This is a genomic window from Azospirillum ramasamyi (genome assembly GCF_003233655.1).
Classification (GTDB): Bacteria; Pseudomonadota; Alphaproteobacteria; order Azospirillales; family Azospirillaceae; genus Azospirillum; species Azospirillum ramasamyi.
In genome coordinates, this window is the sequence record NZ_CP029830.1 from 868,773 (window position 1) to 889,986 (window position 21,214).

At 67.4% G+C, this 21,214-nt stretch carries 30 protein-coding genes and 1 pseudogene; 26 read left to right on the top strand and 5 right to left on the bottom strand.

The window, feature by feature from the left end; all coding sequences use genetic code 11:
* Window positions 1-148: 148 nt before the first annotated feature.
* The 4 genes from DM194_RS16375 to DM194_RS16395 all read right to left on the bottom strand — a co-directional run bounded on the left by DM194_RS16375 (window position 149) and on the right by DM194_RS16395 (window position 3,116).
* A complete protein-coding gene (locus DM194_RS16375; protein ID WP_246024361.1) occupies window positions 149-1,096 on the bottom strand; it encodes a tyrosine-type recombinase/integrase in 948 nt (315 codons plus the stop codon).
* 478 nt (window positions 1,097-1,574) lie between these two features.
* Window positions 1,575-1,757 carry a hypothetical protein gene (locus DM194_RS16385; RefSeq protein ID WP_111068599.1) on the bottom strand — a complete coding sequence of 61 codons (183 nt, stop codon included), beginning with the start codon at window positions 1,755-1,757 and terminating at the stop codon, window positions 1,575-1,577.
* 1 nt (window position 1,758) lies between these two features.
* Window positions 1,759-2,151: a ribbon-helix-helix domain-containing protein gene (locus tag DM194_RS16390; protein WP_246024362.1), complete on the bottom strand. Its 393-nt coding sequence runs from the start codon at window positions 2,149-2,151 to the stop codon at window positions 1,759-1,761.
* Window positions 2,152-2,795: 644 nt separating this feature from the next.
* Window positions 2,796-3,116 (bottom strand): hypothetical protein, encoded by a 321-nt coding sequence (locus tag DM194_RS16395; RefSeq protein ID WP_111068601.1) that lies wholly within the window; start codon window positions 3,114-3,116, stop codon window positions 2,796-2,798.
* Window positions 3,117-3,245: 129 nt separating this feature from the next.
* On the opposite strand from DM194_RS16395, the gene DM194_RS16400 reads away from it, so the two are divergent.
* The 14 genes from DM194_RS16400 to DM194_RS16460 all read left to right on the top strand — a co-directional run bounded on the left by DM194_RS16400 (window position 3,246) and on the right by DM194_RS16460 (window position 12,068).
* Complete coding sequence (locus DM194_RS16400; protein WP_111068602.1) at window positions 3,246-3,509, top strand: hypothetical protein; 264 nt, start codon at window positions 3,246-3,248, stop codon at window positions 3,507-3,509.
* A 288-nt stretch (window positions 3,510-3,797) separates the two neighbouring features.
* A complete protein-coding gene (locus DM194_RS16405) occupies window positions 3,798-4,043 on the top strand; it encodes a hypothetical protein (RefSeq protein ID WP_111068603.1) in 246 nt (81 codons plus the stop codon).
* Window positions 4,044-4,716: 673 nt separating this feature from the next.
* Complete coding sequence (locus DM194_RS16410) at window positions 4,717-5,490, top strand: hypothetical protein (RefSeq protein WP_111068604.1); 774 nt, start codon at window positions 4,717-4,719, stop codon at window positions 5,488-5,490.
* Window positions 5,491-5,493: 3 nt separating this feature from the next.
* Window positions 5,494-5,772: a hypothetical protein gene (locus DM194_RS16415; RefSeq protein WP_111068605.1), complete on the top strand. Its 279-nt coding sequence runs from the start codon at window positions 5,494-5,496 to the stop codon at window positions 5,770-5,772.
* Window positions 5,772-5,933, top strand: a complete 162-nt coding sequence (locus DM194_RS28215; protein WP_162630090.1) for a hypothetical protein — start codon at window positions 5,772-5,774, stop codon at window positions 5,931-5,933. Before DM194_RS16415 ends, DM194_RS28215 begins: the two co-directional genes overlap by 1 nt.
* 120 nt (window positions 5,934-6,053) lie before the next feature.
* Complete coding sequence (tnpA, locus tag DM194_RS16420) at window positions 6,054-6,464, top strand: IS66-like element accessory protein TnpA (protein ID WP_111068035.1); 411 nt, start codon at window positions 6,054-6,056, stop codon at window positions 6,462-6,464.
* Window positions 6,461-6,808: an IS66 family insertion sequence element accessory protein TnpB gene (gene tnpB, locus DM194_RS16425; protein WP_111065522.1), complete on the top strand. Its 348-nt coding sequence runs from the start codon at window positions 6,461-6,463 to the stop codon at window positions 6,806-6,808. Before tnpA ends, tnpB begins: the two co-directional genes overlap by 4 nt.
* A 79-nt stretch (window positions 6,809-6,887) precedes the next feature.
* Complete coding sequence (gene tnpC, locus DM194_RS16430) at window positions 6,888-8,531, top strand: IS66 family transposase (protein WP_111068036.1); 1,644 nt, start codon at window positions 6,888-6,890, stop codon at window positions 8,529-8,531.
* Window positions 8,495-8,881 carry a hypothetical protein gene (locus DM194_RS16435; RefSeq protein ID WP_246024363.1) on the top strand — a complete coding sequence of 129 codons (387 nt, stop codon included), beginning with the start codon at window positions 8,495-8,497 and terminating at the stop codon, window positions 8,879-8,881. The genes tnpC and DM194_RS16435 overlap by 37 nt, the downstream gene beginning before the upstream one ends.
* Window positions 8,878-9,498, top strand: coding sequence for a nucleotide-binding protein (locus DM194_RS16440; protein WP_111068606.1), 621 nt, complete (start codon window positions 8,878-8,880; stop codon window positions 9,496-9,498). Before DM194_RS16435 ends, DM194_RS16440 begins: the two co-directional genes overlap by 4 nt.
* 4 nt (window positions 9,499-9,502) lie before the next feature.
* On the top strand, window positions 9,503-10,243 hold the full coding sequence (locus DM194_RS16445; RefSeq protein ID WP_111068607.1) for a DUF3102 domain-containing protein: 741 nt from the start codon (window positions 9,503-9,505) through the stop codon (window positions 10,241-10,243).
* A 71-nt stretch (window positions 10,244-10,314) separates the two neighbouring features.
* Window positions 10,315-10,944 (top strand): hypothetical protein, encoded by a 630-nt coding sequence (locus DM194_RS16450; RefSeq protein WP_162630091.1) that lies wholly within the window; start codon window positions 10,315-10,317, stop codon window positions 10,942-10,944.
* A gap of 141 nt (window positions 10,945-11,085) precedes the next feature.
* Window positions 11,086-11,361 carry a hypothetical protein gene (locus DM194_RS16455; RefSeq protein ID WP_111068609.1) on the top strand — a complete coding sequence of 92 codons (276 nt, stop codon included), beginning with the start codon at window positions 11,086-11,088 and terminating at the stop codon, window positions 11,359-11,361.
* A gap of 269 nt (window positions 11,362-11,630) precedes the next feature.
* The gene (locus tag DM194_RS16460; RefSeq protein ID WP_162630092.1) at window positions 11,631-12,068 is read left to right on the top strand and encodes a hypothetical protein; all 438 of its coding nucleotides are present in this window, start codon (window positions 11,631-11,633) and stop codon (window positions 12,066-12,068) included.
* 143 nt (window positions 12,069-12,211) lie between these two features.
* Here the strand turns inward: DM194_RS16460 and DM194_RS16465 are convergent, their stop codons facing one another.
* On the bottom strand, window positions 12,212-12,568 hold the full coding sequence (locus DM194_RS16465; protein ID WP_162630093.1) for an aegerolysin family protein: 357 nt from the start codon (window positions 12,566-12,568) through the stop codon (window positions 12,212-12,214).
* Window positions 12,569-12,978: 410 nt separating this feature from the next.
* Here DM194_RS16465 and DM194_RS28970 point away from each other — a divergent pair, with 410 nt between their 5' ends.
* The 12 genes and pseudogenes from DM194_RS28970 to DM194_RS16515 all read left to right on the top strand — a co-directional run bounded on the left by DM194_RS28970 (window position 12,979) and on the right by DM194_RS16515 (window position 21,214).
* Window positions 12,979-13,110: a hypothetical protein gene (locus DM194_RS28970; RefSeq protein WP_281280309.1), complete on the top strand. Its 132-nt coding sequence runs from the start codon at window positions 12,979-12,981 to the stop codon at window positions 13,108-13,110.
* Between the two features lie 114 nt (window positions 13,111-13,224).
* Window positions 13,225-13,407, top strand: coding sequence for a hypothetical protein (locus tag DM194_RS16470; protein WP_111068612.1), 183 nt, complete (start codon window positions 13,225-13,227; stop codon window positions 13,405-13,407).
* The gene (locus DM194_RS16475) at window positions 13,404-14,402 is read left to right on the top strand and encodes a tyrosine-type recombinase/integrase (RefSeq protein ID WP_111068613.1); all 999 of its coding nucleotides are present in this window, start codon (window positions 13,404-13,406) and stop codon (window positions 14,400-14,402) included. Before DM194_RS16470 ends, DM194_RS16475 begins: the two co-directional genes overlap by 4 nt.
* 1 nt (window position 14,403) lies before the next feature.
* Window positions 14,404-14,925: a host-nuclease inhibitor Gam family protein gene (locus DM194_RS16480; protein WP_111068614.1), complete on the top strand. Its 522-nt coding sequence runs from the start codon at window positions 14,404-14,406 to the stop codon at window positions 14,923-14,925.
* A 72-nt stretch (window positions 14,926-14,997) separates the two neighbouring features.
* A complete protein-coding gene (locus DM194_RS16485; RefSeq protein ID WP_111068615.1) occupies window positions 14,998-15,786 on the top strand; it encodes a DNA-methyltransferase in 789 nt (262 codons plus the stop codon).
* Window positions 15,783-16,046 carry a hypothetical protein gene (locus DM194_RS16490; RefSeq protein WP_111068616.1) on the top strand — a complete coding sequence of 88 codons (264 nt, stop codon included), beginning with the start codon at window positions 15,783-15,785 and terminating at the stop codon, window positions 16,044-16,046. Before DM194_RS16485 ends, DM194_RS16490 begins: the two co-directional genes overlap by 4 nt.
* A gap of 136 nt (window positions 16,047-16,182) precedes the next feature.
* Window positions 16,183-16,940: pseudogene (locus DM194_RS16495) on the top strand (IS5 family transposase).
* A 195-nt stretch (window positions 16,941-17,135) separates the two neighbouring features.
* A complete protein-coding gene (locus DM194_RS28220) occupies window positions 17,136-17,435 on the top strand; it encodes a hypothetical protein (RefSeq protein WP_162630094.1) in 300 nt (99 codons plus the stop codon).
* 618 nt (window positions 17,436-18,053) lie between these two features.
* A complete protein-coding gene (locus DM194_RS16500) occupies window positions 18,054-18,440 on the top strand; it encodes a hypothetical protein (protein ID WP_162630095.1) in 387 nt (128 codons plus the stop codon).
* Window positions 18,441-18,529: 89 nt separating this feature from the next.
* Complete coding sequence (locus tag DM194_RS16505) at window positions 18,530-19,072, top strand: terminase small subunit (RefSeq protein WP_111068619.1); 543 nt, start codon at window positions 18,530-18,532, stop codon at window positions 19,070-19,072.
* Window positions 19,056-19,871 carry a phage terminase large subunit family protein gene (locus DM194_RS16510; RefSeq protein WP_246024364.1) on the top strand — a complete coding sequence of 272 codons (816 nt, stop codon included), beginning with the start codon at window positions 19,056-19,058 and terminating at the stop codon, window positions 19,869-19,871. Before DM194_RS16505 ends, DM194_RS16510 begins: the two co-directional genes overlap by 17 nt.
* Window positions 19,826-21,214, top strand: a complete 1,389-nt coding sequence (locus DM194_RS16515; RefSeq protein WP_246024365.1) for a phage portal protein — start codon at window positions 19,826-19,828, stop codon at window positions 21,212-21,214. Before DM194_RS16510 ends, DM194_RS16515 begins: the two co-directional genes overlap by 46 nt.

Sequence of the window (21,214 nt, forward strand, 5' to 3'; positions counted from 1 at the left end):
GCCGGGAAAGGTTAAGACATCACTGCTCCTGCGGGCGACGCATCTTCCGGAGTGCGCACGGCATCATCGGCAATTCCGAGAGTGGTGTGCCACAGCCCGCGCAGGAAGCCCAAGTCAACTTTTGTTTCAATCTGCAATAATCAAATGTTTACAACGGGTTGCCCGCCCAATTTTCCTGCGTTTTCCGTCGGTAGTTTTCCAGCTTCGCGATGGCGGCGTTCGCCCTTTGTCGCTGGTCCGCCTGACGTGTATAGATTTCGAGATTTTTCAACGACATATGCCCGGTGATGGCCGCGATCTCCAGAGCCGAACAGCCTGCTTCTGCCAGCAGCGAGGCAGAGGCTTTGCGCAGGCCATGGAAAACGTAACCTTTCAGCTCTGGATGTGCTTTGATTGCCAAACGTACGGCATTGGAAAATCCTATTCTGTTCCAGGGCTGTTCGGAAGCGGGGTTGACCAGTATTGTCACGGAGGTAGCGTTTCTCTTCCACTCCGTCAACTCGGCCTTTAGGTCCGCGTGGCACGGTACCCACAGGCGGGTACCGGTCTTTTTCTGGGTAACCTGGATCGCGGTGCCGTCATAGTCGTCCCACCGCATCTTGATGAGGTCCGATGACCTCTGGCCGGTGTAGAGCGCCAGCACCACGGCCCGGCGCATAGGCTCCTTGAAGTGGGCAAGGGCGAAATCGACCGCCCGGTCCGGCCACCGCTCCCATTCACCAAGCGGGAGCCGTTCGACGCCGGCGGCCGGGTTCGCCAGCACATACTCCCGGTCGACAGCGAACTTCAGCAGGATCGACCAGATGCTGATGATGCTGTTCGCCAGCCCCGGCCGGTCCGCGTAGCTGTCGCGCATCCCGAGGATGTGCCGCCGCCGGACATCCACGATGGGAACATGCAGCACCTCCTCGAACTTGCCGAGGACGCCCAGATAGTCCTTCTTCGTCGAAGGAGCGAGCTTGGTGTATTCGGGCGACCGCCGGTATTCCTCGACGATGGCGCCCACGGTTCTTGGTTCGTAACGGCGCTCTGGATAGCGGTACTCTCTCACTTCACCGCTTGCCAGGCGCCGCCTTACGATTTTCTCGCGCGGCATGACTTGCCCTTTCGAATGCCTGATCGGGATCGGCCACCCGGCGGCGGAGAAAGGCCAATTCGCGTTCCTGGGCGTTCACCGGTCCGCCTCCCGCATTTGCCGCCCCCTGCGGCCAGTCCGTTGAAAGGGCATGTCAGGGATCACGACGAAGGATGCAGGGAGCGACCGCGTCGCGGTGCCTGCCATGGGTGACGTCCATCAGGGTCCAGGTTCCGGACCTGCCGGCGAGCTGGTCCGCGAGGCTGCTGAAATCGAGCGCACCCAGCAGTGCCAGCAGGACCGCCCGCTCGCGGAGGACAGGACACCGAACAGCCGCTCTGCCGCCCGCCACACGCCGCCGTCGGTCCGGCTGTTGTGGGCGATCGCCACTGCGCTCAACCCGCCCAGCACGTGCAGCCGGCAATGAGATCGGCTGGCAGGCCGAGGCGGCGGACCAGATTGCCGCCAGGTCCCGCGAGGAAATCCGACAGAGTCATGTTCACGACAGTTCCTCCCGCGCCAGTGCGGCGCAGTCACGGTGATAGCGCGCGGTCGACAGCAGGCGCAGGCGGCGGAGGGGAAGGCCGGTGTTTCCCGCCTCCAGCTCTGCGCGGCCGGCTTCTTCCAGATGCCACTGGATGCGGCCAGCCACGGCGGCGGTCTCTTGCCCTGCGGCGGTCATGTCAGTTCTTCAGCGGGTTGGCGACGAAGCCGCGCCCACATGGCCGCCGCGCCGCGCCCAGGAACTCCAGCACCGCCGCCGGCGCCGTGTAGGTTTGCAGGAACAGCCGCACCATCGCCGTCAGCGGCAGTTCGGTGGCGTGGAACCGCTCATGCACCGCGCTGACCAGCACGTCGCGGTTCGCGTAGCCCTCCAGCTCGGCGATGTGGTCGAGCAGCAGCCAGGACGTGACGTCCAGCCGCATCGAGGTCCGGTGCGAGAGCCGGCGGTTGGCGATGACCACGTTGTCGGTGACCAGCGGCGTGGCGCCGTCCTTCGGCAGCGCTGGGGCCATGTGGCGCAGCGTGCGCTCCATCTTCCCGGACAGATCGCCGAAGCTTCGAACCATCGCCATGTTCTGCGGTCCGTCCCTGCGTTGTAACGGGACCTTGATCGCTCCCTTCATCGGTCGCACTCCAACAGCGCCTGCATCCAAGGGTGCTGGCGTCCACGCCATACCCTGTACTGGGATGGGCGGTATGCCGTGATTTCGTCAATGGCAAAAATCACGGTAAAGCGACCAATCTGGAGCCCCGCCTGCGTGCCGCCCGGTGGAGCTTGTCTTCGCCGTCGGCTGCTATCGCGCAACCTTCGGAAACCGTTCGAGAAAGGATGCAGCTTTTTCGTTTGTTTGGACTGGGCGGCGCCATAGGATGCCGCGGCCTTTCGCCTTCCCAGCCGGGAAGGCGGAGGCAGGGAGACGCCATCTCCCTACCCACGCGGCTGCCAACCGCATCGATGAGCCGTGCTGAGCCGGGGCGCGCACCCGTGCCCAGCCGCACACCTGTCCTACCGGGGCCGGCCCCGGTGGAGTGTTGATTTATGGGGGGTTGGTGGTGCCGAGCACACCGAAGAACGAGAAGATCGAAGACTTATCGCATCGCAAGGCGCGCGAGGACCGCGCGGTCGAGCCGGTGACGCAGTTATGCCGCCGCGAGGGCGCGGACAAGATCCTGCCGCTGATCGATCGCTGGATCAGGATGAGGCGCAGTCGCGCGGCTAGGTGCGCCGCTCAAGAACCCGGATCAGGGCATCGAAATCCTCGGTAGACCATGAGCGGAAGGTCCGGCGGGTCTTCACCCGCATTTCCCAATCGGGATCGCCGTAGGCCAGCAGTTCGGCCAGCGACAGGCCGGCGCCGTCCGCAAGCTTGGTCAAGGTGTCGATGGTGCTGTTGGCGCCATTGAATGCGTCCAGAACCGTTGTGGCTGGCAGCTTCGACAAGCCAGCCCAATGGTTCTTGGACCGCAGGCGCTCCTTGTGCGTCTGAAGAACACGATTGAGAACTGCGGCGATGTCGGTCTTGGGCGGCGTATCCATGCCGGCATTATGAGGACCTCGTGCAATAGCGCGAGAACGCTGTGCCGATGAATCTTTCTCGTGCGGCACCGATGAACCCCCTTAGAATCCACGGTATAGCGTTAAATCTTGCTGGGCGTGAAACACATCATGCACATCGATGCCTCGATTCATCGGATCTGCGCCTTCGCCCGGCATCAGGGCTGGAACGCGCAGTCATTCGGCCGAGCCGCCGCCGTGCCGCCCAGCACCGTGCGTGACGTGCTCCGCCAGGAAAGCAACCCCACCGCCACGACCCTGCGGGCCATGGAAGCGGTGATTCCCCACGATTTCATGACCGATCCCGTCGCGCTGGCCACCAGCGGCCTCTGCGCGCCGATCCTGGGAAAGCCGCGCAAAAAGAGGCGGACATGAACAGGGAGATCCGGCAAGGCCCCACACCCATGGTTGTTTCGGCGGGAAGCATCGCTCGCGCTGAGCGACTGCGCAACCCCGAAGCTCCGGCTTGGGCGCGACAGTGTCCCATCGCCGGATCAGGCGCCGGCCGCCCGGCGCGGTCAATCGGGAGCATCCCGAGTCCGACCGGCCGCATTGCCCGCCGCCACAGCCACCGATCCGCCGGGTTCCTTGTCCGTACCGGCGGAGCGGCCGCGGCCGGAGTCGCCATCAGACTCCGGCCGCTTTCCCTGTCTGAGGCCGGCCATGCCCCCCGCTGACCCGGCCCTCACCGACGCGCAGCGCGCCGTCCTGGCCGCCTGGCCAGCCTTCGAGGCCGCCGCCGCGGTGACATGGTGCAGCGTCGACCGCCTGGTGCGGACGCTCTGCCACCGCGACTCCCTCGCCGATCTGCCCGACGACGACGCGGCCGAGCTGCTGGCGCTGATGCAGCGCGCCACCACCCGCTTGCAGGCCCTGCGGTCGGCATCGCCGCAGCGGGGATCCGCATGATCGGGCGCCGCCCGACTGCCAGCTCCCCTTCGGATCCCAGATCTATCCAGAAAACCAACCGCTTCCCCCGCGAGGCCTGCCCCAAGGCCCGTCATCGCGCCGGCTGCGCCATGGCGCGCGGCCCGCCGTGCGGCCGCTCGACGGTCACCAGTCAGCCGCCCCCATCGACTTTGAAGACCGTGCCGCTTTCGGCCGCCAGACGGCCGGAAGCGATGCGCGTCTTCACCCCCTGACGCCGCGCGCCCTCGCGCCGGTGAACCCTGGAGTTTTGCCCGATGGCATCGCCACGCGCGCCGCCCTGACCGGCGCCGGCTTCTCCCCGTAAGCCCCCGTCATCCGGTGCCCAGCGTCCGCCCTTGCCGGTGGCCGCGCCGCACCCGTCTTGTCCCCACCGTTGCGCGCCCGCGCGGCGGTGAACGCCGGAGCCTTGCCTTGTATCCGCGCGCCCCGCCCTGAGACGGGACGGCCCCGCCGAGGCCGCCCCGCCAGGACCGCAATCATCGCCAATGCCCCATGCCCCTGCCGTGCCCACGGCGGGAACGCGGCGATGCGTGTCCGGAGGGCATCAGAAATCAGGATTAAAATCCGCTGTTCCTTGCAGCCACGGCTTCGTGCGCCCGCAGGGAGCCGCATTGCCGCCGGCCGGCCACCGCGCCGCCGGGGAGGTGCCCCCATGTCCTCGCCATCTGTCTCGACCACCCCCGCAACCCCCGCCGCCAAGCCACAAGCCGCCTTCCGCGAGACAGTCGGCCGCTTCCGCTGCGCCGTTCTGGCCTGCCCGGCGCTGAAGCCGCGCGACAAGCTGGTCGCCCTGGTGATGCTGGAGCGCGTCAACCGCCAGATGTTCGAGGCGCTGGGCCTGCTGCTGACCTGGACCGGGGTGGAGGCGGTGGCGCGGCTCTGCGCCCTGTCCACCCGCGATGTGGAGCGGGCGCGCAGCGCGCTGCTGGCCGCCGGCGTCATCGTCCGCGACCGCGCCGGCGGCCGGGGCCAGCCCACCCGCATGCGCCTGTGCCTGGACTGGCTGGAGCGCGAGGACGGCCCGGCCGGCGACGCCCCCGATCCGTCCGACGATCCATCGCCCGACAGCGGTGTCGCCAAACCCTGTGATAAAACCCGTGAACCCACGTGCGCGAGCCCACACGCGAGCGCCGTCACCAGCCCGCCGCCATCCGCCGCCGCCATCGAGCGCGACGGCCACGCCCGAATCGCCCGCCGGATCGGCGCCGTCCAGCATGCGACGTGGTTCCGGGGATGCAGGCTTGGGCTATCCGGGGATCGCAGGCTGACCGTCACCGCGCCGAATCGCTGCGTCGCCGACCGGATTCGGGTGGCTTACGAGCTGGAGCTGCTGCGGCTGTTCCATGTCGAGGCGGTGGACATCACGGTCGCCGTTCCGCCGGCTGCCGCCGATTCGGCCTTCCCGCTGATCGAGGGGAGAGCCTGAGCCATGCCCGTCCAGCCCGGCACCCTGTCCCGCCGCCAGCCCGACCGGCAGTTCCGCCTGGATCTGGGCGATCCGCCCCGCACCGCGCGCCACCGGCCGGTGCAGCCCCAGCGCGAGGCCGACGCCCTCTATCGCGCCGTCCAGGCCCTGCGCGCCACCGGCCATCGGGTCTATCGCTGCGGCGCGCTGCACCGGGTGGACGAGCGCCTGTTGACCACGGCGGACCTGATCCGGCTGCGCCACGCCGATCCGCGTTGCCGACAGCCCGAGGGGGAGCGGTGATGGCCGGGCTGGGGCTGGTCTTCGCCTTGCTCGGCGCCGCCATGCTGGGCGGCTTCGGGTGGGAACTGGGGCGCTGCGCCGCCCGCTGGCTGCTGGGGCGACGGGCGGACGTGACGATCCTGTTTCCGGGCTTACGCTGGGAGCCGCCCCGATCCGGTTAGGTAGCGTGGAATCGATGAACAGGGTACGCCTCCGGTGAGTGCCGCCTTGGCAAAATAGGGTCCGACGTCTGAGTTTTGCGTGGCGCGTCATTGCGCGGACGCAAACGAGTTGCAAACGTCATGGCTTATCAGCGGGTCGAGGTTCTGACGGGGACGGAGCGGCGGCGAAATTACACGCCGGCGGAGAAGGTCCGAATGGTCGAGGAGGCGTTCCGCCCCGGCGTGGTGGTGACGGAAGCGGCCCGCCGGCTGGGCGTGCACGAAAGTCTGCTATACCGCTGGCGAGGGCTGATGCAGGCGAGCGGGAGCGCGGTGGCCGAACCGTCCAGCTTCGTCGCAGTGACCATCACGCCGGAGCCGACCGTAACAGAACCGCCGGTCTTGGAGCCCCCTGAACCATTGCCGCCTCCAGCGGGTCCGACCACGAGCCCGGCGATCCTCGAGGTCATCCTGCCCAGCGGGGCACGCCTGCGTCTGGAAGGGCCGGTCGATCCGGCTCTGGCGGCGGCCGTCGTCGGTGCCCTGGCATGATCCCGGTGCCGAGTGGCGTGCGGGTGTGGCTGGCCAGCGGACACACCGACATGCGCAAAGGCTGGGCGAGTTTGGCGCTGCTGGTGCAGGAACGCTTCGCCCAAGACCCGCACAGCGGCCATCTCTTCATCTTCCGCGGGCGCCGCGGCGATCTGGTGAAGATCATCTGGTATGACGGCCAGGGCAGTTGCCTGTTCATGAAGAGGCTGGAGCGGGGCCGCTTCATCTGGCCCACGCCGGCGGACGGCGCGGTGTCGATCTCGGTTGGGCAGATGGGTTATCTGCTCGAAGGCATCGACTGGCGCAACCCGCAGAAGACCTGGCGTCCCGAGGCCGCGGGGTGACTGCGACACGGTGAATCGACGCACCGGTTCAGGGGCGATTGCGGCGGCTCGACGGCGCGTTCCCAGGTAAACTGGCGCCATGACCGCCGCCCCGCTCCCCTCCACCTCGGCCGACGACGTCGCCAACTTGCGCGCTGCCTTGGCGCAGGCCGAGGCGCGGGCGGATGCGGCGGAAGCCGAAGCGGCGCGGGCCAAGGCGATGGCGTCGAACACCGAGGCGCTGATCGCCGGCCTGAAGCTGGAAATCGAGAAACTCCGGCGCGAACTCTACGGGACGCGCTCCGAGCGCAAGGCGCGTCTGCTGGACCAGTTGGAGTTCCAGCTCGAAGAGTTGGAAGCGACGGCCGGCGAGGACGAACTGGCGGCCGAGCAGGCCGCTGCCAAAACCACCGCGGTGGCGGCCTTTACCCGCAAACGGCCATCACGCCAGCCCTTCCCCGACCACCTGCCGCGCGAGCGCGTCGTTGTGCCGGCACCGGCGAGCTGCCCGTGCTGCGGCTCGGACAAGCTGTGCAAGCTGGGCGAGACGATCACCGAGACGCTGGAGGTGATCCCGCGCCAGTGGAAGGTGATCCAGACGGTGCGCGAGCGGTTCTCCTGCCGGGCCTGCGAGACGATCAGCCAGCCGCCGGCGCCGTTCCACGCCACCCCACGGGGCTGGGCCGGCCCCAACCTGCTGGCCACCCTCCTGTTCGAGAAGTTCGGCCAGCATCAGCCGCTGAACCGGCAGGCCGAACGCTTTGCGCGCGAGGGCGTGCCGCTCAGCCTGTCCACCCTGGCCGACCAGGTGGGCGCCGCCGCCGCGGTGCTGAAGCCGCTGCACGACCTGATCGCCGCGCATGTACTGGCAGCCGAGCGGCTGCATGGAGACGACACGCCCGTGCCCGTGCTGGCCAAAGGCAAGACCGACACCGGGCGGCTGTGGGTGTATGTGCGTGATGACCGGCCGTTTGCCGGCCAAGCCCCACCGGCAGCGCTGTTCCACTATTCGCGAGACCGCAAGGGCGAGCATCCCGAACGGCACCTGGCCGGCTTCACGGGCTGGCTGCAGGCCGATGCGTTCGCCGGCTATAACCGGCTGTACGAACCTGAGCGCCGACCGGGGCCGATCAGCGCCGCACTGTGCTGGGCGCATGCAAGGCGCGGCTTCTTCAAGCTGGCCGACATCGCCGCGAACACCAGACGCGGCAAGGATGCCCCGCCGATCTCACCGCTGGCCCTGGAAGCCGTGACCCACATCGACGCCCTCTTCGATCTCGAGCGCGCCCTGAACGGCAAGCCCGCGGCCGAGCGGCTGGCGGCCCGCCAGGAGCACGGCGTCGCCCTGGTGGCCACGCTGGAGAACTGGATGCGGACGGAGCGCGCCCGGCTCTCCCGCCATGCCCCCGTGGCCAAGGCGATGGACTACATGCTGACGCGCTGGGACGGCTTCACGCGCTTCCTCGGCGACGGCCGGCTGTGCCTGACCAACAATGCCGCCGAACGCGGCCTGCGCGGGATCGCTTTGGGCCGGAAAGCGTGGCTGTTCTGCGGCTCCGATCGCGGCGGGCAGCGGGCGGCGATCATGTACGGCCTGATCACCACGGCGAAGCTCAACGACGTCGATCCCCAGGCATGGCTCGCCGACGTCCTGGCCCGCATCAACGACATCCCCCAAACCCGCCTGCACGAACTCCTCCCCTGGGAATGGAAGGCAATCCGCGAGCAGACGAAAGCTGCCTGACCGCGGCACTCAGCGGATGCTTACAGCGGATCGACATCGCCTCGCTGTCCGCCGCCCGGCCGGATGAACCCGCCGCTCTGCCCCCGCCGCCCGCCCGGACGCGCGAGGAGAGCATGGACCTCGCGCTTGCCCACCTGCGCGCGCTACCGCCCGAGCTGCGGGAAGAGGGCTTCCGCCTGATGCACGCCATCAAGGCCCACAGCGACGCCCTGAAGGCGCTGAAGGCCGCGACCGAGGCGATCAACTCCCCGCTCGACACCATCGCCGAAATCCTGGAACGCGAGGCGACCCTCATCCGCCAGACCATCGCCGCCCAGGCGGGCCGGGCCGGGCAGGGGGACCGGGCATGAGGACGATCCTGGTGGTCCAGGGGAAGGGCGGCGGTCCGAAGACCGCCACCGTCCGCAATCTGGCCGTCGCGGCCGCCGTCGCCGGCCGGCGGGTGGGCACGCTCGACACCGACCCGCAAGGCTCGCTGACCCACTGGCACGGCCTGCGCCCGGCCGACGCCGCCCCGATCCTCCACGAACAGCGCCCGCTGGGCGCGGTGACGGAGCGGCCGACTCCGCACGGCCTCGACCTGCTGGTGATCGACACCCCGACCGCGGTGGAGAACTTCCCCCAGGCGACCGCCCTGCTGTTCGACTGCGCCGATCTGGTGCTGGTGCCCGTCCGCCCCGGCCCGGAGGATCTGGTCAGCATGCAGGCCATGCTGCCCTACCTGCGCGCCCGGCGCCGGCCGCTGCGTCTGCTGCTGAGCCAGGTCGTCCCGCGCCTGCGCGAGACAGCCGACGCCCGCGCCATCGTCTCCGCCATGGGGGCGGTGGCGCCGATGGAGATCCCGCAGCTTCAGGAGGTGCCGCGCAGCTTCATTGCCGGGCTGGGCACCGCGGAGATCCCAGGCACCCGCACCGGCCCGCTGTTCCGCGACCTCTGGCTCCACCTGTCCGCCGCGATGGAGGGCTGACCCCATGTCCCGATCCGGTTCCGGGCCCAAGCACAATCCCAGGCCGCCCGCCCGCCGCAGCCTGGGCGACGCCCGCCTGTCGATGCTGGCCACCCCGCGTCCGCTGACCACGCGGGCCGAGTTCGCCGCCGACATCCGCCGCGAATGGTCGAATGCGCTGGAGGCGACCATCGCCGTCGGCCGCCGCCTGAACGAGGCCAAGGCGGCTCTGCCCCATGGCGAGTACGAGGCGATGGTGGCGACCGACCTTCCGTTCAGCACCTCCACCGCCCGCAAGCTGCGCGAGATCGCCGCCTTCGTCGACGAGGGGCAGGTGCCGCTGGACCGTCTGCCGGAAGCGATGAGCACCCTCTACGCCATCGCCACCCTGCCGGACGACACCCGCCAGCAGGCCCTGGACGCCGGCACGATCCACCCGGCGGTGACACGGGGCGAGGTGGAGGCGCTGAAGGTGCCGGCGGTGACGCCGGCGCCTGTCCGGCCGGTGGAGAAGGGGACCGCTCCGCCACCGGCGCCGCCGCGCGAGTCACGTTTCGCGGCGGCGCTGTCGCTGCCTTGGAGCACGGACCCGGACGATCCGGGCGCCATCACCGTCGAGCTGGACGGCGTGCGCCGCTACCTGCTGGTGACGGTCGCGCCCGATCCGGCGGCGGCGGATGTGGTCCGGCATATGGTGGAGTTGCATAACAGGGCGGCCGGTCGGGAGGCTGCGCGCGACGATCCCGCGCGAGAACAATGCAGGTGAAAATCTTTGAACGACCTCGGGTTCGAGGATATTTCTTTATTAGAGCGCGCATAGTATCGGAGGAGATATGAATGGCTGAAGACGTCGATGCCCAGGAATTTATAGATCAAATTCGAAACAATTCGGACGAATTCTTCTGTCGGAACACGGTCTATTGGATGTGCGCGCCATCTCTGGCGGGCGGGCCGAGCCTGTCTAATTTCAAAGTCAGGCGGCATGACTCGCAGGTCGAGCACTATTCTTCTGGAATGCTCGGCCTTTTCGCCGGCTGGAATGCCGGAGGGCATTCATATGAGGTGGTGCCGGACGGTGCGGGGGCGGCACAGGGTTATTTCCTGCCCTGGAAAGAAGACTCCGGCTATTCGACGGTTCTCGGTGGGCAGGCGCAGTTCTTCATGAACGCCATGATGGACGGCTGTTCTTTCGGCTGCGTCGCCGGTCCCAACAATTCGGTCAGAGTCGCCCACCACAACATTCAGGGCGCTGATGGAGGCAGCGATCATCAGGCGATGACCGGCACGCTGTCCGCCTTCGGCTATCAGCATACCTTCAAGCGGAACGACTATCGCACCCTGGGCAACGGGCAGGGCTTTGGTTTCGTCACCGGGGTGCGCGTCGGCGGAACGTGGCGCATCTATGCCCAGGCCGTCTATTTCGCCCAGGGGCGGGAGCGCATCGCATCTTGCCGCCGCTTGCTCTGATCAAGCAGGGCAAGCGGACCTCTTATGAGGAAATTTCTGACTACACAACAATCGGCAAGGAATTGGTAATCCTTTTGGGCAAACAATCCTAATTTCTTGGTGTGGCGCCGTCACGCTAGGGGGTTCGCCCGGAGGTTTCGCATGTCCAAGCCCGCGTCGCTGATGCCGTTGTTCCTTGCTTACCAACAATTGGCCGGCTGCGCGGAGTGCGAGGCGGCCGATCGGCTGCGGGGCAATCTGGAACAGTTGCTATCGGCCGGCGAGGTGCTGTCCGCCGACGATTTGCTCGCCAAGGCGCGCTATTTGCAGGATTGCGGGCGGATCGACCCCGGCCTGATTCCGATGGAGGCCCTGGACACGCTGGTGGCTGGGGTGGCCCGGCTGCTGGGCCCAGGACTGTCCCAGGCGGCGGCGTGAGGGCAGGTCCATGGCAATCGCTTTCGCCCGCTGCGACACCCGCCGGCGCCTCGACCTCGAAACTCTGGTGACCTGGGCGTTGCGCGATCAGCAGGCCGACCGCGTCCAGTCCGGCCTGTTCGACATCGAGGCCGCGGCGAATGACCATGGATGGAAACCGCAAAGCGTAAGTGGCGACGGTGTGGCCGAGCTGCTGCGCCGTCATGAGATGGGCGATCGCGTGGACGGCGGCGGGCCGGTCCGCGGCATTGCCGTGAAGGTTCATCCTGATGCTGAAGCCGTCGCCAACGCGGTGGGATGGCTGGACCCGTGGCAGCGACGCCTCGTCCGCTTCCATGGACGCTCCGGCACGCGGCCGGTACCGGCATGTCACGGCCGAGCGGTGGGAGTTCGTGCCGACCCGGTCCGAGCTGGCCAAGCGGTATCTGCTGCGTGGGCAATCGCTCTTCGACGCCCGCGGGCAGCGCCGGATCGTGGAAGAGGAGAGGGGCTTTCACTTCCGCACCTTCGGTGACGGGCGCCGGCAGGTGCAGGTGAAATGGTGCCCGCTGGAGCCCGCCCACAGCGATGCCGAGATCGTCGAGGCCAACACCGACTATGCCGGCTGGCATGCCGGCATGATGGAGCTGCTGGAGCGGATCGGTGGCTGGGGCCTCCGCGATCATGTGCTGACTGGCTTTACCGCGCCCACGACCCCATGGGAATGAAGTGCTGATATGGCCTTACCATGTCCAACTGTGCCGTGACTGAGAAGTATTGTAACTGCAATGGCGAAAGCTTAACGGTGCGTGGCCATGAAAAGCAAAACCCCGCTGCAGAGGAACTGCAGCGGGGTTGCTGACGACGACGATTAGGCCGAGGCCGGCGTCAGGGTAAAGACCACGGTCGCATTGTTGCCGCCACCGCCGCTCCAGTTGAGATGGTAGTTCTTCGGAGCGCTTCCGCCGTAGCTGTTGCCGCCCGAGAAGGGGTTGTCGAAATCGAGTTCCACAATCCCTTCCGAACCGGCCAGATACTGAACGGTTCCCTGGTCGCCGGTCATGAAGCCGTTCGACTCCGCCTGGAACGAGGCATTGCCGCCGGGCGGGATCGTCTGCGGCGGATACATATTATCCGTCCAGATGCCATGTTGAAGAGTGACGTAATTCAGCGTGAGAGTAACGGAAGTCTCATTCTGGAACTTAATCAGAGTGCTGCGGGACGCCATTTCATTTCTCCGTTGAGCAATCAACGACTTCAACTTGAAGCAAAAAATAAAGCTCATCAACAAGAAATACAACTTCAGATCTGTAACATGGAAACGAAAAGATCTAGAAATTGATATTCTGAATCATATTGCATACCGAAAGATGTTTTTGTAACGCCGCCACAGACTTGTAGGCTTGGATCAAGGTATAGCCGCAGGAACTGCTGAACCGGTTCAGGCATGCGTTTCAGATACTTAAGGCCCTCAGCTTTGATATTTCGACGGGCATTAAGGAAAATATTCCTTGACCGAGGGCCAATTCCTTGACAGGGTGAGCGGGACGAATTGCGTATGAACGAAGGCCCGCCCGGCAGCTGCCGCGGCGGGCCTCCCGCTGTCCGGGGGCTGGCCTGCGGACCGAATGGGACGGCGTGCTGTGCCTTCAGCTCGGCCCGGTGGATCGTCACTTCGCCGTGCGCATCACCTACCAGGGCGGACCCTTCCGCGCCGACATCGAGGCGATCGAGATCCAGACCTCACGCGGCTGGATCCGGGCGCCCTGATTGATCGAGCTGGTGGAGGATTGCGCGCCTCACTTCGACATGCTGCGCGATCATGCCGCCGGCCGGATGGCCGATGCGCGGGCGGTTGCGCGGCTTTCCTGACAGGACAGCAGGATGGACGAACTGATCCGCGAGGCGGTCGCCGCCGGCGCCGGCCTCACCCATGGCACCGAACCCGCGGCGGTGTGCCCGTCGGACGGCGCGGTCGAGTTCTTTGGCCAGCAGGTCGCGGCGATGCTGCGTGAGCTGCCGGAGGACATGACCGTGGCCGAGCTGCGCGACGCGATCGACGGATGACCCTTCCCGTCCTTCCGGGCGATCCGGCCGGACAGGACGTCAGCGACGCCCGCCACGCCCCGGCGCTGCGGCTGGACCGCATCCAGGAACACCTCCTGGATGCCTTCTATGCCGGGCGCTCGGCCAACACCGTCCGGGCCTACCGGCGGGATCATGAGGATTTCCGGACCTTCGTGGCCCGGCAGGACGGGCTGGCCGCCTTCGCCGCCACCGCCGAGCAGGCGGTGCGGATGCTGCTGGCAGTGGAGCACGGGCAGGCCAACGCTCTGGCGCTGGGCTACCGCAACGACATGGTCCGGCGCGGTCTGCAGCCGGCCACGGTGAACCGCCGGCTGGCCGCCCTGCGGTCCGTCGTTCAGCTGGGCAACACGCTCGGCCTGGTCACCTGGGCGCTGCAGGTCGAGAACGTAGACGCCCTGGCCTACCGCGACACGCGCGGGCCGGGACGGGACGGCGTACGGGCCATGGTGGCGCAGGCCAAGGAACGCACCGACGCCAAGGGCCTGCGCGATACCGCCATCGTCCGGCTGCTGCACGACGTGGCCCTGCGCCGCGGCGAAGTGGTGTCGCTGGACCTGGAGCATTACGAGAGCCGGCGCGGCACCGTCGCGGTGCTGGGCAAGGGGCGGACCCAGCGTGAGCGGGTCACCCTGCCGGCCGCCACCAGGACGGCGCTCGATGCGTGGATCGCGGTGCGGGGGAAGGACCCCGGGCCGCTGTTCCATCGCCTCGATGCCGCCGGCCGAGGCGAGGGGCGCCTGACCGGCGCCGCCGTGTATCAGGTCATCCGCGAGCTGGGCGCCGGGGTGGGCATCACCACCCGGCCGCACGGGCTGCGCCACTCGGCCATCACCGCGGCGCTGGACGCCAGCAACGGCAACATCCGGGCGGTGCAGCGCTTCTCGCGGCACCGGGACGTCCGGGTGCTGCAGACCTATGACGACAACCGCGCCGACCTGGCTGGCCAGATGGCGGCGCTCATTGTGGAGGATTGACATGGGCGAGACCGTCACCGGGCCGGCGCGCAAGCCGGCGCCCTTGAGGGTGCGCACCCCCGACCAGGCCGCGGCTGTCGTCGGCCGGATCGGCGCCGCGCAGGTGCAGTTGAGCCGGCTGAAGGCCTCGCTGGACGTCGCGGTCGCCCAGGCCAACCTCGCCTATGAGAATGCGGCGGCGCCGCTGCGTGCGGCGATCGAGGCCGACACGGAGTTGCTGCGCGGCTACTTCGACGCCAACCGCTCCACCCTGCTGAGCGGCGGCAAGAAGTCGGTGGCGCTGTCCACCGGCACGATCGGCGTCAAGAGGACGACGGCCAAGGTGGTGGTGGCGGACGCCGACGCGTTGCTGAAGCTGCTGGAGGAAGACCGCAAGCTGCGGCGCTTCATCAGGACCAAGACCGAGGTCGACCGGGCCGCACTGCTGGCCGAGCCGAAGGTGGCGGTGACCATTCCCGGCGTCTCCATCGACGGCGGGGACGACGCCTTCTTCGTCAAGCCGCTGATGGTCGGGACGCCCTGAAAGCGAGCTTGCGAAAACAGACATTATCGCAAGCTGACCCCTGAAAAACGGCTGAAATCCAAGGGTTTCGTGATGACCACCCAATCCGTGACGATCGGCGCCGCCGCGCTGATGCTGGGCGACTGCATCGAGCGGATGCGGGAGCTTCCCGACAGTTCGGTCAGCCTGGTGCTGACCGACGTTCCCTATTCCAGCGGCGCCACCCGCGAGGCCGGCAAGACCGCCTACAACAAGACGATGACGCCCGGCACGCGCGGCGGTGACCGGTGGTTCGGCTCCGACAGCCTGAGCACGCGCGGCTTCCTCCACCTGCTGCGCAGCTGCGCCATGGAGTGGCAGCGGGTGCTGAAGCCGGGCGGCCATGTGCTGGCCTTCATCGACTGGCGCATGGGCGATCATCTGGCCGACGCCATCGACGGGGGGACGGCCGAGCTGTTCCTGTCCGGCCATGCGGCCGACGCCATGGAAAGCGCCGACCTGAAGCGGGTAGGGCTGCTGGTGTGGGACAAGACCTATTTCGGCATGGGGACGCACTTCCGCCACCAGCACGAGCTGATCCACCACTTCACCAAGGGCAAGGGCACCGAACCGCTGCGCCGGAACGTCGCCAACGTGCTGCGCCATGCGCCGGTGCGGCTGGGCGCCCACCCGACGGAGAAGCCGGTGGAGCTGCTGACCGAGTTGATCGGCACCGTCTGCCCGCCGGGCGAGACGGTGCTCGACCCGTTCTTCGGCAGCGCCTCCACCGGCCACGCTGCCCTGACCACGGGCCGACGCTTCATCGGCATCGAGCGCGACCAGCGCTATTTTGAAGTCGGTTGGCAGCGGCTGGCCAACCTCACCGAGGAAATGGCGGCATGACCATGCACCTGGAGGACGTGATGCACGGCCTCACCACCCGCACCGCCGCAGATGGCGTCATCGTCACCATCGGCGGCACCATGGGCTGGTGGCTCGATGCCCTGCATGGGCCGGCGCAGGAGCTGGCCTTCTGGGGCACGGTGGCACTGGTGGTCGGGCGCCTGGTGCTGCTGGCGCTCGACTTCCGGGATCGCTTCCGTGGCCAGTCCAAAGTGTTCACGCGTGAACACTTTGATGGGGAGGCAGACCGCAAACCGTAGGAGTACCGTTTAGCCAGCCGATTCGGACCGATTGCATCGTTCTAAGTAGGTGCTTTTGTTCGTAGGGTCTGGACCCATAAAGAGCCTTTCCGGCAGTGAGCCGTTGTGATTCAACGCCGTGGAAAGGGGCTATGCGATGAGCGACGGTCAGTTCTGGTTGACGGTGGAGCAGTTCGGACGGCTTGAGCCGCACCTTCCGCGCAACACCCGCGGCAAGCCGCGCGTGGATGATCGTCGTGTGATCAGCGGAATCGTCCATGTGCTGAAGTCGGGTGGGCGCTGGGCGGATGCTCCACCGGTCTACGGCCCCCGCAAGACGCTCTACAACCGCTTCGTCCGCTGGGCGGCCAAGGGCGTGTGGGAAGACATCTTCCATGCGTTGGCAGCGGCAGGCGGCCCACCGGCCCGGGTGATGATCGACTCCACGGCGGTCCGCGCCCATCGTTCGGCGAGCGGCGGCAAAGGGGGGAGCGCGCTCAGGCCATCGGACGGTCCCGTGGCGGACGAACCACCAAAATCCACGCCCTGAGCGATCCACGCGGTCGGCCGCTCGCCTTCCTGTTGACCGGCGGTCAGGTTGCCGACTGCACCGCCGCCGACCGTCTGCTCGACCGGATGCCTGCTACCGATCTCCTGCACGGCGACAAGGGCTACGACAGTGCCGCTGTTCGCCGGAAGATCGAAGAGGCGGGAGCCGCGCCCAACATCCCGCCACGCGCCAACAAGCGCTGGAAAAACTGCTTCTCTCCCTACCTCTACCGGAACCGCAACGTCATCGAGCACATGTTCGGACGCCTCAAGGACTTCCGGCGCATCGCCACCCGTTACGACCGCTCCGCAACCAACTTCATGGCCGCCGTCCACATCGTGGCGACCGTCGCATACTGGTTATGAGTCCGGACCCTAACCGCCGGCTGCTTCGGAATACACTTTAACGTGGGCGTGTGCTTGTTCGCTAAATAATCCTCTATGCGGGTGAAAATCCGCACCGCCACTCGATCTGCGCCATATTGACGCATGCACGTCTTTTAACGCGATGTATACGAAAGGTAGTGTCTATGCGCAAGTGAACCAATTCTGGAGGACAGTATGAAATACCATCTGCTTGGATTAGCTGTATCGGTGTCGCTCTTCGCCATGATGCCCAATGCTAAGGCCGAAATGTTGTGCATTGTTGACGGAGAAAATAGCCTTCAAGTTTCGGGAGTTATCAACAGCAAGTGCAAGATCGGGGATAGCCTGATCTTTATTGTTGATGGCCGCTATCCGGTTCCGAACACCGTCACCCGCATTGTCCCCGCTGCAGTGTGCGATTTGTCAAAGCAGGTGGTAGTTTCCGATGCGTCCTTTGCCTGCGTCTACTCAGGCAAGAAGGAAGTGCGAGAGTAAGGTCAATCTTCTCACATGTGGGGCGGGCAATATCGACCCGCCCCTGGTGGGGTGAATTAGACCGAACGTTATGCATCTGGAACGATACGATCTGTCTGGTTTAGTTCACTAACTCAGTGCGGAACGGGTAGCCACCCGAAATCACGGCATTCAGCACAACCGCCACCGTCGCAAGATGGGCTCGGGTTGCCAGTGTCATCCGCCGAAGGCTGGCCGGCAGTGATGGCCGTCACATTTTGAGTACGAACGAAATGGCCGACGCACGGATCCGGGCCTCTGCCCAGCAGGTGAAAGCGGCCATCCGCCAGTATGGCGACCAGCTCACCCGGTATGCGCTTTCGATAGCGCTGACCAGGACGGCGCAGGACGTCCGGCAGGCGGTGCAGCGGGCGCTGCCGGAGACCTTCGACCGGCCGACGCCCTACACGATCAACTCCACCTTCATCCGGCCCGCCACCAAGGCGGACCCGGTGGCCTGGGTGGGCTTCAAGGACGATTGGGGCAAGGGCACCCCGGCGGCGCGCTATCTGCTGCCAAACGTCGAGGGTGGACCGCGCCGGGACAAGCGGATGGAGCGCCAGCTGCGGGCTGCGGGCTGCCGGCCTGCTGCCTACGGGCATGTTCGCCGTCCCGGGCGAGGAAGCGCGGCTGGACGCCTACGGCAACATGCGGCGGTCCGATGTGGTCCGCATCCTGTCGCAGGCCCGGGCCTTCGGAGAACTGGGCTATAGCGCCAACCGCACGGGCAGCGCCCGTAGCCGGAAGAAGCGGCGGCGCAACGGCTACTTCGCTGCACTGCCGGGCAATGCCGGCGGGCTGCCGCCGGGCATCTACCAACGCGACGGCGCCGACGCCCGGCCGGTGATGATCTTTGTCCGGGCGCCGAGCTACCGCCCGCGCTTTCGCTTCCACGACATCGTCGAGCGGGCGGTGCGGGCAAACATCGGCCGGCGCCTCGAGGAGGCGGTGCGGACGGTCAACGCCCGCTTCGCCGTCCGGCGCTGACGGGTCCTTCCGGGGGGTACCACCCACGAGGGTAATTCGGGCCGCACCGGTGCACCCTCTGAGAAATTTTTGAATCGGGGTTTTTGTTTATGTCCAAACCGGGCCAACGGGTGAACCGGGCGGAGCTGGCCGACCTGTTCGGCGTCAGCCTGCCCACCGTCGACGCGTGGGTGCGCGACGGCTGCCCCTTCGCGGAGAAGGGGGCCAAGGGCCGGGAATGGGCCTTCGCGACGGCCGACGTTCACCGCTGGCTGGTGGACCGCGCCGTGGCCGACGTCGCCGCCGGCTACGAAGGCGAGATCGGCGTCATCACCGCCGATGAGGCCAAGCGCCGCAAGGCGGTGGCCGATGCGGTGGTGGCCGAGATCAAGGCCGACGAGGCCCTGAACGAGGTGGTGAACCGCCACGAGGCCGCGGCCGACGTCGCCGGCTTCTGCATCAGCCTGCGGACCGGCCTGTCCAACGCGGTGGCCAAGATCGCCGGCCGCGCCGCAGCGATGACCGGGGCGCCGGAGATCCAGGCGATGGCGGAGAAGGAAATCAACCAGGCCTTCGACGCCGCCCGCGACGAGCTGGTCAAGGCCTGGGGCGCCGGGTTGGCCATCGGGCAGGACGATGAACCGCGGGCTTGAGGCGGCGGCGCGCGTCAGCGCCCACCGTCACAGCGATTACCGGACCGGACGGGGCGAGCTGCGCACGGCGCTGCTGGCCCTGTTCGACGGCAGCCTGAAGTTCCAGGAGCGCATGAGCGGCTCCGTGTGGGCCGAGCGCTTCGGCTGGATCCCGAAGGGCACCGGGGCCGAGCACGGCAAGGTGACGCTCTACGGCTACCAGCGCGGGCTGGTGGACCTGATGTGCGATCCGACCGTGCCGCTGCTGACCGTGCTGAAGGCGGCACGCGTCGGCTACACCCGCTGCGCCACGCTGGCGGTGGGCTACCACCTCCACCAGGACCCGACGCTGTGCGCCATCGCCCAGCCGACGATCCCGGATGCGGAAGACTTCGGCAGCGGCGAAGTCGCGCCGATGCTGCGTGACACGCCGGTGCTGAAGCCGCTGATGCGGCCGACGCGCAAGGGAGAGAAGCAGGACAACGCCACCTTCTACCAGCTGAGCAACGGCGCCAGCGTGCGCGTGGTCGGGGCTGCGTCGGACGATGCTTTCCGTCGCTATAGTGCGCGCTTCCTGTTCGCCGACGAAATCGACGGCGACGGCTGGACGCCGGGGGCGAAAACCCAGGGTGACAAGCTGAAGCTGTTCTGGACGCGCGGCGAAACCTTCTGGAACCGCAAGCAGGTTAGAGGCTCCACCCCGCTGCTGTTCGAAACCAGCCGGGTGTGGAAGCTGTGGCTCGCGTCGGACCAGCGGCGCTATTTCGTGCCCTCTTGGAGCGGAACGACGCCCTGGTCTCCGGTGCCGTCCAGTCGCTGAAGGACAGCGCTATCGGCTTCGGTCTGGATTTCCAGTCGATGCCGGATTACCGGGCGCTGGGCATCACCCGCGACCAGGCGCAGGACGCCGCCCGGCGCATCGAGTCCATCTGGCACGAGTGGAGCGAGGACCGCGACGCCTGCGACGTCACCGGTCAGCTGCCCTTCGGCTCGATGCTGCGCCAGTCGGTGCAGTCCGACCTCGTCGCCGGCGAAAGCCTGCAGCTGGCGCTGTGGCTGCCCGAGCGGCAGCGCCGGCTGGGCAGCCGCTTCGCCACCGTGATGCAGACGGTGGAGGCGGACCGCCTGTCCAATCCGCAGGACCGCATCGGCGATCCGCGCCTGCGCGACGGTGTCGAGATCGACGAGTACGGGGCGCCCATCGCCTATCATATCCGCTCCAGCCACCCGGGCGACCTGTTCATGCCCTGGGCGATGGCCGCGGCGGACTGGCAGCGGGTGCCCTTGCGCGGGCCGGGCGGCCGGCGGGTGGTGATCCACTCCTTCGACCAGAAGCGCCCGGGCCAGCACCGCGGCGTCTCCGTGTTCGCGCCGGTGATGACCGAGCTGAAGCAGCGCGCCCGGTTCCAGCGGGCCGAGCTGCAGGCGGCGGTGGTCAACGCGGTGATCGCCGCGGTGCTGGAAAGCCCGGCCGACGGGCAGACGCTGCTGGACCTGTTCGGCGACGCCAACAGCTACATGGACATGCGCAACGCCCAGCCGTCGGTGCAGCTCGGCATCGGCCCGGGCGGCGCCATTCCGCGGCTGCTGCCGGGCGAGACGCTGAAGGGCTACTCGTCCAACCGGCCCAGCGCCGGCATGGACGGGTTCGTCACCACGGTGAGCCGGCTGATCGCCACCGGCATCGGCATGACCTACGAGACGTTCATGCGCGACTTCAGCAAGACCAACTACTCCAGCGCCCGCGCGTCGCTGCTGGAGGGCTGGCGCTTCGTGCTGTTCCTGCGCATGCACAAGACCCTGACCTGGTGCCGGCCGACGCTCGACCTGGTGCTCGAGGAGGCGGTGTGGCGCGGCTATATCGACCTGCCGGGCTTCGCGGAAAGCCGGGCCCGGCGGCAGGCGTGGCTGCGCGGGGTGTGGCGTGGGCCGGCGCGTGGCTGGGTGGACCCGGTGAAGGAAATCACCGCCGCGGCGATGCGGGTGCGGCTTGGCATCTCCACCCTGCGCGACGAGGCCCTCGACCAGGGCCGCGACTTCGATGACCTGCTGGACCAGATCGCGCTGGAGCAGGAGGCGCTGAAGGCGCGCGGGCTGACCCTGCCCGAGGTCAACTTCATGCCCACGCCTGACCAGCCCGAGCCGGCAGCCGCCGGCGCCTGA